Annotated in this window: 9 protein-coding genes and 2 tRNA genes; all 11 read right to left on the bottom strand. The window is 67.6% G+C overall.

The window, feature by feature from the left end:
- Positions 1-1,412 (bottom strand): NADH-quinone oxidoreductase subunit NuoG (nuoG, locus tag B8460_RS06325; protein WP_048860735.1); only part of this gene is annotated, 1,412 nt, incomplete at its 3' end.
- A 4-nt stretch (positions 1,413-1,416) separates the two neighbouring features.
- On the bottom strand, positions 1,417-2,727 hold the full coding sequence (nuoF, locus tag B8460_RS06320; RefSeq protein WP_048860734.1) for an NADH-quinone oxidoreductase subunit NuoF: 1,311 nt from the start codon (positions 2,725-2,727) through the stop codon (positions 1,417-1,419).
- 3 nt (positions 2,728-2,730) lie between these two features.
- Positions 2,731-3,372 (bottom strand): complex I 24 kDa subunit family protein, encoded by a 642-nt coding sequence (locus B8460_RS06315; protein ID WP_048860733.1) that lies wholly within the window; start codon positions 3,370-3,372, stop codon positions 2,731-2,733.
- Positions 3,369-4,589 carry an NADH-quinone oxidoreductase subunit D gene (locus B8460_RS06310; protein ID WP_241771126.1) on the bottom strand — a complete coding sequence of 407 codons (1,221 nt, stop codon included), beginning with the start codon at positions 4,587-4,589 and terminating at the stop codon, positions 3,369-3,371. The genes B8460_RS06315 and B8460_RS06310 overlap by 4 nt, the downstream gene beginning before the upstream one ends.
- A 50-nt stretch (positions 4,590-4,639) precedes the next feature.
- A complete protein-coding gene (locus B8460_RS06305; protein ID WP_048860732.1) occupies positions 4,640-5,311 on the bottom strand; it encodes an NADH-quinone oxidoreductase subunit C in 672 nt (223 codons plus the stop codon).
- Positions 5,304-5,864, bottom strand: coding sequence for a NuoB/complex I 20 kDa subunit family protein (locus B8460_RS06300; RefSeq protein ID WP_048860731.1), 561 nt, complete (start codon positions 5,862-5,864; stop codon positions 5,304-5,306). Before B8460_RS06300 ends, B8460_RS06305 begins: the two co-directional genes overlap by 8 nt.
- A 5-nt stretch (positions 5,865-5,869) precedes the next feature.
- Positions 5,870-6,226 carry an NADH-quinone oxidoreductase subunit A gene (locus B8460_RS06295; protein ID WP_048860730.1) on the bottom strand — a complete coding sequence of 119 codons (357 nt, stop codon included), beginning with the start codon at positions 6,224-6,226 and terminating at the stop codon, positions 5,870-5,872.
- 150 nt (positions 6,227-6,376) lie between these two features.
- Positions 6,377-6,453, bottom strand: a tRNA-Asp gene (locus B8460_RS06290).
- Positions 6,454-6,517: 64 nt separating this feature from the next.
- A tRNA-Val gene (locus B8460_RS06285) sits at positions 6,518-6,592 on the bottom strand.
- Between the two features lie 132 nt (positions 6,593-6,724).
- Complete coding sequence (gene lon, locus B8460_RS06280; RefSeq protein WP_048860736.1) at positions 6,725-9,139, bottom strand: endopeptidase La; 2,415 nt, start codon at positions 9,137-9,139, stop codon at positions 6,725-6,727.
- A 301-nt stretch (positions 9,140-9,440) separates the two neighbouring features.
- Positions 9,441-10,700: an ATP-dependent Clp protease ATP-binding subunit ClpX gene (gene clpX, locus B8460_RS06275; RefSeq protein ID WP_048860729.1), complete on the bottom strand. Its 1,260-nt coding sequence runs from the start codon at positions 10,698-10,700 to the stop codon at positions 9,441-9,443.
- Positions 10,701-10,878 lie beyond the last annotated feature (178 nt).

Below are 10,878 nucleotides of genomic sequence, written 5' to 3'. Positions count from 1 at the left end.
GTCAGCGCCCCGCCGCGCTCGGCGAGCCGCCACGCCGCCGCCAGCACCGCGGCGCCGTCCGCCCCGACCAGCGCGCCCTGCCCCAGGATCACCATCGGGCGCTGCGCCTTCGACCATGTCTCGGCGAACGGCCCCTCGCCGGCCAGCAGCGCGGCGAGCGCCGCGTGCCCCTCGCCCAGATGCGTCACGCCATAGGTCAGGTCCGCCGCCGTGCCGATCGCCGCGACCGGCGTGCCGGCATGCAGCCAGCGCCTGCGGATGCGGGCATTGAGCACCGGTGCCTCGCGGCGCGGATTGGTGCCGATCAGGACGATCGCATCGGCCGTGTCGATCCCGGCGATCGTGCTGTTGAACCGGTAGAAATCCGGCCGCGACGCATCGAGCGCGGCGCCGTCCTGCCGGCAATCGAGATGCGACGATCCAAGCCGCGCCATCAGCGTGCGCAGCGCATACATGCTTTCCGCGTCGCACAGATTGCCGGCGATCGCGCCGATGCGCTCGCCCGCGACACCGCGCAGCCGCCGCGCGATGGCATCGAACGCGTCATGCCACGTCGCCGGCTGCAGCCGCCCGTCGCGCTTCACCCATGGGCGATCCAGCCGGCGGCGGCGCAGCCCGTCCACGGCATGGCGCGACTTGTCGCCCAGCCATTCCTCGTTCACGTCCTCGTTGATGCGCGGCAGCACGCGCAGCACCTCCGGCCCGCGGCTGTCGACGCGGATCGCGGCACCCACCGCGTCCAGCACGTCGACGCTGTCGGTCTTCGTCAGCTCCCACGGCCGCGTGACGAAGGCATAGGGCTTGGACGTCAGCGCGCCGACCGGGCACAGGTCGACGAGGTTGCCGGACAGTTCCGACGTCAGCGCGCGCTCGACATAGGTGCCGACTTCCATGTTCTCGCCACGGCCCGTCGCGCCGAGTTCCGGCACGCCCGCCACCTCCGTCGCGAAGCGGATGCAGCGCGTGCAGTGGATGCAGCGCGTCATCACCGTCTTGACGAGCGGGCCGAGATTCTTGTCCTTCACCGCGCGCTTGTTCTCGGCATACCGCGACGCGCCGAGGCCGTAGCCCATCGACTGGTCCTGCAGATCACACTCGCCGCCCTGATCGCAGATCGGGCAATCCAGCGGGTGGTTGATCAGAAGGAACTCCATCACGCCGCGACGCGCGTTGCGCACCATCGGCGTATCGGTCTTGACCACCATGCCGTCGGCGACCGGATAGCCGCAGGAGGCAACCGGCTTCGGCGCCTTCTCGATCTCGACCAGGCACATGCGGCAATTGCCGGCGATCGACAGGCGCTCGTGGTAGCAGAAGCGCGGGATCTCCTTGCCGGCCAGCTCCGCCGCCTGCAACACCGTCGAGCCGTTCGGCACCTCCACTTCGATGCCGTCCACCGTGACCTTTGCCATGGCGCTACTCCGCCGCCATCGGATAGGTCGGCCGCGGATCGCCCGCGCGCCGTTTGTACTCGGCGATGCGGGCTTCGATCACCGGGCGGAAATGGCGGATCAGCCCCTGGATCGGCCACGCTGCCGCGTCGCCGAGGGCGCAGATCGTGTGACCCTCGACCTGCCGCGTCACCTGCTCCAGCACGTCGATCTCCTCGGGCTCCGCCCGACCTTCCACCATGCGGTTCATCACCCGCATCATCCAGCCGGTGCCCTCGCGGCACGGCGTGCACTGGCCGCAACTCTCGTGCTTGTAGAACTTCGCCAGACGCGCGATGGCGCGGATCACGTCGGTGGACTTGTCCATCACGATCACGGCGGCGGTGCCGAGGCCGCTCTTGACGTCGCGCAGGCTGTCGAAATCCATCAGCACCGTGTCGCAGATATCCTTGGGCAGCAGCGGCACCGACGAGCCGCCCGGTATCACCGCCAGCAGATTGTCCCATCCGCCGCGCACGCCGCCGGCATAGCGCTCGATCAGCTCGCGCAGCGGAATGCCCAGCTCCTCCTCCACGTTGCACGGTTTGTTGACGTGGCCGGAGATGCAGAAAATCTTCGTGCCCGCGTTCTTCGGCCGCCCCAGCGCGGAGAACCACGCCGGGCCCCGCCGCAGGATGGTCGGCGCGACGGCGATGCTCTCGACGTTGTTGACCGTGGTCGGGCAGCCATACAGGCCGACGGCCGCCGGAAACGGCGGCTTCATGCGCGGCATGCCCTTCTTGCCTTCGAGGCTTTCCAGCAGCGCTGTCTCCTCGCCGCAGATATAGGCGCCGGCCCCGCGATGCAGATAAAGGTCGAAATCCCACCCCGAGCCGCAGGCATTCCGGCCGATCAGGCCGGCTTCGTACGCCTCGTCGATCGCCGCCTGAAGATTGAGATGCTCGTTGTAGAACTCGCCGCGTATGTAGATGTAGCTGGCATGCGCCCCCATCGCGAAGGAGGCGATCAGCGCGCCCTCGACCAGCTTGTGCGGATCGTGACGCATGATGTCGCGGTCCTTGCACGTCCCGGGCTCGCTCTCGTCGGCGTTGATGACGAGATAGGCCGGGCGGCCATCGGACTGCTTCGGCATGAACGACCATTTCATGCCGGTCGGGAAACCCGCGCCGCCACGGCCGCGCAGGCCGGAGGCCTTCATGTCCTCGATGATCGCCTCGCGCCCGCGCGCCAGGATCGCCGCGGTGCCGTCCCAGTCCCCGCGTGCCCGAGCGCCGGCGAGGCGCCAGTCATGCGCGCCGTACAGATTGGTGAAGATGCGGTCCCTGTCGTGCAGCATGGCCTACTCCGCGGCTCCCGCGTCCATCGTCCCGCCGACCTCGGTCAAGGTCGTGGGCCCGCCCTCCGGCGCCGAGTTGAGACGGCCGCTCATGGAGCCGGGCTTCGGCGGCGCATCCCGGCGCAGCGCCTCCAGCAGCGCCGTCGTCCGCTCGGCGTCGAGATCCTCGTAGAAATCGTCGTTGACCTGCAGGATCGGCGCGTTGACGCAGGCGCCGAGGCATTCGACCTCGATCATGGTGAACAGACCGTCTTCGCTGGTCTCGCCCCAGCCATGAATGCCGGTCGCCTTGCGGCACGCGGCGACGACCTCGTCCGATCCCCGCAGCCAGCACGGTGTCGTCGTGCACACCTGAAGGTGCCACTTGCCCACCGGCTGCGTGTTGAACATGAAGTAGAACGTCGCGACCTCGTAGACGCGAATCGGCGCCATGCCGAGGCGGGCTGCGACCGTGTCCATGGCGACGCGCGGCACCCAGGCGCTGCCGGTCTGCCGGCGCATCTGCCGCTGTACGACATACAGCAGCGGCAGCACGCCGCTCGCCTGCCGCCCGGGCGGGTATTTCGCCAGGATGCGTGCGATCTCGTCCTCGCTCTCGGCGTCGAAGGCAAAGCTCGTCGGCGCTTCGGCCACGTCCGCGCTCACCGGTCGATCTCCCCGAAGACGATGTCCAGCGATCCGATGATCGCCACCGCGTCGGCCAGCATGTGCCGGCGCGACAGCATCTCGATCGCCTGCAGGTGCGAGAAACCGGTGGGACGGATCTTGCAGCGATACGGCTTGTTGGTGCCGTCGGCGACGAGATAGACGCCGAACTCGCCCTTCGGCGTCTCCACCACCGTATAGGTGGCGCCGGCCGGCACGTGATAACCCTCGGTGTAGAGCTTGAAGTGGTGGATCAGCGCCTCCATCGAGCGCTTCATCTCGGCGCGGTGCGGCGGCGCGATCTTGTGGTCGGTCAGCTTGATCGGACCCGGCGGCAGCTTCGCCAGGGCCTGGCGGATGATCTTCACGCTCTCGCGCAGTTCCTGCACCCGCACGAGGTAGCGGTCGTAACAGTCGCCGTTGCGCCCGACCGGCACGTCGAACTCCACCTCGGCATAGGTGTCATAGGGCTGCGCGCGCCGCAGGTCCCACGGCACGCCGGATGCCCGCAGGCACGGGCCGGAGAAGCCCCAGGCAAGCGCCTCCTCGCGCGTCGCGATGCCGATATCGACGGTCCGCTGCTTCCAGATGCGGTTCTCGGTCAGCACCGACTCCAGATCGTCGATGAACTTCGGGAACGTGTCGGCCCAGGCCGCGATGCGTTCGGCGAGACCGGCCGGCAGATCCTTCGCGACGCCGCCGGGGCGGAAATAATTGGCGTGCAGCCGCGCGCCGGAGACGGCCTCGTGGAACTCCATCAGCTTCTCGCGCTCCTCGTGCCCCCACAGCACGGGCGTGAGCGCGCCGACATCGAGCGCATAGGTCGTCAGGTTGAGCAGGTGATTGAGCACACGGGTGATCTCGGCGAACAGCACGCGTATCCATTGCGCGCGCGGCGGCGCCGTGACGCCGAGCAGCTTTTCCACCGCCAGGGCGTAGGCATGCTCCTGACACATCGGGCTGACGTAATCGAGGCGATCGAAATACGGCAGCGCCTGCATGTAGGTCTTGTATTCGATCAGCTTCTCGGTGCCGCGATGCAGCAGCCCGATATGCGGGTCGGCACGCTCGACCACCTCGCCGTCCATTTCGAGGATGAGCCGGAGCACGCCGTGCGCGGCCGGATGCTGCGGGCCGAAGTTGATCGCGTGGCTGTCGATTTCGACCGTGCGCCGGGTGCCGCCGGCGCCACCCAGCTCGGGCACGTCGGTCTCCATGCGGTCGCGGTCGCGCATCGCCTCGTGAGCCATCGTATCGACCATGTCGATCAGCCTTTCAGCTCGGCCGGCTTCGCTGCCGGCGCGCCGGCATCCGCGAGCCGCGCGGCATGCACCTTCTCGTCACCGGGCAGCGTCGTCAGCGCTTCCCACGGCGAGAGGAAGTCAAAGGTCCGGAAATCCTGCGTCAGCTTCACCGGCTCATAGACGACCTGCTTGCGGTCCTCGTCGTAGCGGACCTCGACATAGCCGGTCAGCGGAAAATCCTTGCGCAGCGGATGCCCGTCGAAGCCGTAATCCGTCAGGATGCGGCGCATGTCCGGATTGCCGTCGAAGACGATGCCGAACAGGTCCCAGGCTTCGCGCTCCCACCACACGGCACAGGGCCAGATGTCGGAGACCGACGGCACCGGCGCGCCGTCCGCGACCGGCACCACGACACGCACGCGGTGATTGAGCGAGACGGAGAGCAGGTTATAGACCACGTCGAAGCGCTGCGGCCGCGCCGGCCAGTCGACGCCGCAGATGTCCATCACCTGCTCGAACCGCAGCCGTGGATCGTCGCGCAGCGTCAGCATCAGCGCCGGCAGCCCTTCGGGCGACGCGTCGATCACCGCCTCGCCATGCTCCATCCGCACCGACGGACTGCCCGGCAGGGCAGTGGCCAGCGCCGACACCAGCGCAGGCGGCCCCGGGGGCGCGGGGACGGACGGATCAGCCACGCAGGATACTCCCGGTGCGACGTATTTTCTTCTGCAACTGCATGATGCCGTACACCAGCGCCTCGGCGGTGGGCGGGCAGCCGGGCACGTAGACGTCGACGGGCACGACGCGGTCGCAGCCGCGTACCACCGAATAGCTGTAGTGATAATAACCGCCACCGTTCGCGCAGCTGCCCATGCTGATGACCCAGCGCGGCTCCGGCATCTGGTCGTACACCTTGCGCAGCGCCGGGGCCATCTTGTTGGTCAGCGTGCCGGCGACGATCATTACGTCCGACTGCCGCGGCGAGGCGCGCGGGATGACGCCGAAGCGGTCGAGATCGAAGCGCGGCATGTAGGCGTGGATCATCTCCACGGCGCAGCAGGCGAGGCCGAACGTCATCGGCCAGAGGCTGCCCGTGCGGGCCCAGTTCACCACCCGGTCGACATTGGCGACCACGAAGCCGCGCCCGGCGATCTCGCCGGTGATGGCGCGGACCACCGCATCCTGCTCCGGCCCGGCGGGAAGCGCCTCGCGGTTCCAGGCCACGGCATTGCTTGCGGGTGCATCCATGTCGGTCACTCCCAATCCAGCGCGCCTTTGCGCCACTCATAGATGAAGCCGACGGTCAGCACGCCAAGGAAGCCGAGCATCGAGAAGAAGCCGAACAGCCCGATCCGCGACAGGCTCACCGCCCACGGGAACAGGAACGCCACTTCCAGGTCGAAGATGATGAACAGGATGGCGACGAGGTAGAACCGGACATCGAACCGGCGGCGCGCGTCGTCGAACGGCTCGAACCCGCATTCGTACGCCGACAGTTTTTCCGGATACGGCTTTTGGTGGGCGACCAGCAGCGAGCCGCCGATCAACGCGGCGCCGATCACGCCGGCGATCACGATGAACACCAGGATGGGCATGTAGTTGGCGAGCATGATGGACCCTCAGCAAACGCTCGCTCGGCGAGGCCGCCAGATGCGCCCACCGTTACCGCGCTGCAGCACGGACCTTAGCCCTCCCGGGCCCCAAAGGCCAAGGGGGCGCGCCGGTATTCGGCGCATGCGCGATCTTATTGTCTGGAAAGATGGCGCGAGTGACGGGGCTCGAACCCGCGACCTCCGGCGTGACAGGCCGGCGCTCTAACCAACTGAGCTACACCCGCATGAGGCCGCCGCGTGTAGGGCCTGCGACGGCCCCGGTCAAGCGTCCTTGAACAGGGATCGTCGTGGTGGGCGGTGACGGGTTCGAACCGCCGGCCCTCTCGGTGTAAACGAGACGCTCTACCGCTGAGCTAACCGCCCCACGCCTCCCCTTATCGCCCATGCATAGCGGTTCGGCCAAGCGGCGGCGCCGCGCGCGGGACGGGGCACGGATGCGAAAAAGGCCGGGGACGAGCCCCGGCCTTTCGCAGCCACGCGCCGGCGGACCGGCGGTCAGTGCGCGAGCGGCGCCGGCGCCTCGGCCGGCTTGGCGGGCACCACCGGCTCGGGCGGCTCCTCCCACTCGATCGCCTCGGGCTTGCGGACCAGCGCCTGGGCGATGACGTCGTCCACATGGGCGACGGGGACGAGCTTCAGCGCCTTCTTCACATTGTCCGGGATTTCGGCCAGGTCCTTCTCGTTGTCCTTCGGGATGAACACCGTCGTGATCCCGGCCCGGAGCGCCGCCAACAGCTTCTCCTTGAGGCCGCCGATCGGCAGGACGCGGCCGCGCAGCGTGACCTCGCCCGTCATCGCCACGTCGCGGCGGACCGGGATGCCGGTCAGCACGCTGACGATGCTGGTCGCCATGGCGATACCGGCCGACGGACCGTCCTTGGGGGTCGCCCCTTCCGGCACGTGGACATGGATGTCGCGCTTTTCGAACAGCGTCGGCTTGATGCCGAAGCTGATCGCCCGGCTGCGCACGTAACTCAGTGCCGCCGACACGCTCTCCTGCATCACGTCGCCGAGCTTGCCGGTCTGCTTCACGCCGCCCTTGCCGGGCACCATGACGCTTTCGATGGTCAGGATCTCGCCGCCCACTTCGGTCCAGGCCAGGCCGGTGACGACGCCGACCATGTCCTCGCTCTCGGTCTCGCCGTAGCGATGGCGGCGCACGCCCGCGTATTTCTCGAGGTTCTTGCGGGTGAACGTGACCTTCTTGGCCTTCTTGGTCACGATCTCGCGCACCGCCTTGCGGGCGAGATTGGCGATCTCGCGCTCGAGGTTACGCACCCCGGCCTCACGCGTGTAGTAGCGGATGAGGTCGAGCAGCGCCTCGTCGGTGATGCTCCACTCCTCGGGCTTGAGGCTGTGGGCCTCGCCCTGCTTGGAGATCAGGTGACGCTTGGCGATCTCCACCTTCTCATCCTCGGTGTAGCCGGGGATGCGGATGATCTCCATGCGGTCGAGCAGCGGCTGCGGCATGCGCAGGCTGTTGGCCGTGGTGACGAACATCACGTCCGACAGGTCGTAATCGACCTCCAGGTAATGGTCGTTGAACGTGCTGTTCTGCTCGGGGTCGAGCACTTCCAGCAACGCGCTCGACGGGTCGCCCCGCCAGTCCGCGCCCAGCTTGTCGATCTCGTCGAGCAGGAAGAGCGGGTTCGACGTCTTCGCCTTCTTCATGCCCTGGATGATCTTGCCGGGCATGGAGCCGATATAGGTCCGCCGGTGGCCGCGTATCTCCGCCTCGTCACGCACGCCGCCGAGCGACATGCGCACGAAGCTGCGCCCCGTCGCCTTGGCGACCGACTTGCCGAGCGACGTCTTGCCGACGCCGGGCGGGCCGACGAGGCACAGGATCGGACCGCGCATCTTCTGGCTGCGCGACTGCACGGCCAGGTATTCAAGGATGCGCTCCTTGACCTTCTCCAGCCCGTAGTGGTCGGCCTCCAACACTTCCTCGGCCACGACCACGTCGTTGCGGACCTTGCTGCGCTTCTTCCACGGGATCGACAGGATCCAGTCGAGATAGTTGCGCACGACGGTCGCCTCGGCGCTCATCGGGCTCATGGCGCGCAGCTTCTTCAGCTCCGCCATCGCCTTGTCGCGGGCTTCCTTCGACAGCTTGGTCTTCTTGATCTTGGCTTCGAGCTCGGCGGTCTCGTCCTTGCCGTCCTCGCCCTCGCCGAGTTCCTTCTGGATCGCCTTCAGCTGCTCGTTGAGGTAGTACTCGCGCTGCGTCTTCTCCATCTGCCGCTTGACGCGGTTGCGGATGCGCTTCTCCACCTGCAGCACGCCGATTTCGGACTCCATGTGTCCGAACACGCGCTCCAGCCGCTCGCCGACGCGGGCGATCTCCAGCAGCTCCTGCTTCTCGGCGATCTTGAGGTTGAGGTGGCTCGCCACCGTGTCGGCGAGCTTGCTCGGCTCCTCGATCTGATTGAGCGAGACCAGCACCTCGGGCGCGATCTTCTTGTTGAGCTTGATATACTGCTCGAACTGGCTGACGACGGTACGGCCGAGCGCCTCCAGCTCCTTCTGGTCGGCGCCCTCGTCCGCCAGCGGCTTGATATGCGCCTCGAAATAGCGCTCGGTCTCGCTGAAGCCGGTGATCGCGGCGCGCCGGCCGCCCTCGACCAGCACCTTCACGGTGCCGTCCGGCAGTTTCAGCAGCTGCAGGATCGTCGAGACGGTGCCGATGCGGTAGATGTCGTCGGACGACGGATCGTCCTGCGAGGCATTTTTCTGCGCGACGAGCAGGATCTGCTTGTCGTCCTTCATCACCGCCTCGAGCGCGCGGACGGATTTCTCCCGGCCGACGAAGAGCGGCACGATCATGTGCGGGAACACGACGATGTCGCGCAGTGGCAGCACGGGCACGAGATCGGCCTCGCCGGCGGCGCGGGGCGCCCGTGCCGGCATGTCGGTCTCGGGCGTGGCGCCCGCGGGTTGGTCGATGCCGGGCTTGCCGTCGTCGGGCGGCGTCTGGTCGGAATCCGAGTCGTCTGGCCGGTCTGTCATCGGTGACCTCCTTCAGGACAGTCGGGCGTTCGGCCGCCCTACTGTAGGCACGGCAACGCCGGTGGCGGGGATGACCCCCATGTATCGTTCCGACATATCGGCGTCCCACCGGGTGGGAACAAGCATACGCAACTCGACGCGTGGCAGCGGTGCGGCCCGGACGGTACGCATCCCGGACCGCCCGTCACACGGCGGTCCGGCGTCAGGCGCTGGTCTCGGCCCGCTCCTTCGGCTTGCTGTAGGTGTAGAGCGGATTGGCGCGGCTTTCGGCGACCTCGCGGTTGATGACGACCTCGTCCACGTCATCCAGGCTCGGCAGTTCGAACATCGTGCCCAGCAGGATGCTCTCCATGATCGAACGCAGGCCGCGTGCCCCGGTCTTGCGGGCGATCGCGCGGTGCGCCACGGATTTCAGCGCATCCTCGGTGAAGGAAAGCTTGACGCCCTCCATCTCGAACAGACGCCCGTACTGCTTGATCAGCGCGTTCTTGGGCTTAGTCAGGATCTCGACCAGCGCGCCCTCGTCCAGGTCCTCCAGCGTGGCGACCACCGGCAGACGGCCGATGAACTCCGGGATCAGGCCGAACTTCAGCAGGTCCTCGGGCTCGACCTCGCGCAGGATCTGGCCCGTCCGGCGCTCGTCGGGCGAACGCACGGTGGCGCCGTAGCCGATCCCCGATCCCTTGCCCCGGCTGGCGATGATCTTCTCGAGCCCGGAGAAGGCACCGCCGCAGATGAACAGGATGTTGGTGGTGTCGACCTGCAGGAACTCCTGTTGCGGATGCTTGCGCCCGCCCTGCGGCGGCACGGAGGCGACGGTGCCCTCCATGATCTTCAGCAGCGCCTGCTGCACGCCCTCGCCCGACACGTCGCGGGTGATCGACGGGTTGTCCGACTTGCGGCTGATCTTGTCGACCTCGTCGATGTAGACGATGCCGCGCTGCGCCCGCTCGACGTTGTAGTCGGCGGACTGCAGCAGCTTGAGGATGATGTTCTCCACATCCTCGCCGACATACCCGGCCTCGGTCAGCGTCGTCGCGTCCGCCATGGTGAACGGCACGTCGAGGATGCGCGCCAGCGTCTGCGCCAGCAGCGTCTTGCCGGAGCCGGTGGGACCGACCAGCAGGATGTTGGACTTCGCGATCTCGACGTCGTTGCTCTTGGCCCCGTGCGCGAGCCGCTTGTAGTGGTTGTGGACGGCGACCGAGAGAACCTTCTTGGCGTGGTCCTGCCCGATCACGTAGTCGTCCAGGACCTTGCAGATCTCGCGTGGCGTCGGCACGCCGTCGCGCGACTTCACGAGGTGCGTCTTATGCTCCTCGCGGATGATGTCCATGCACAGCTCGACGCATTCGTCGCAAATGAACACGGTCGGGCCGGCGATGAGCTTGCGCACCTCGTGCTGCGACTTGCCGCAGAACGAGCAGTACAGGGTGTTCTTGGAATCGCCAGTCTTGCTCATGCCTACTCCTGCCACGGCCGGGCGCGGACCGCTGCGTGCGCGGGCTGCGGCCACCCCAGCCGGAAGCCCAAGCGATAAATGTAGCCCTCGCCCCGGCGCCTCACAAGCGGACGGGGCGGCGACGGCATCCGGACGGACCGGGGCGCCTGTCCGCCGGCCCGGCCGCCCCCGGACGCCC

The sequence above is a fragment of the Acidisphaera rubrifaciens HS-AP3 genome (assembly GCF_000964365.1).
GTDB lineage: Bacteria > Pseudomonadota > Alphaproteobacteria > Acetobacterales > Acetobacteraceae > Acidisphaera > Acidisphaera rubrifaciens.
The sequence above is the reverse complement of the archived record's forward strand: the minus strand, read 5'-3'. Positions and strand labels throughout refer to the sequence as shown.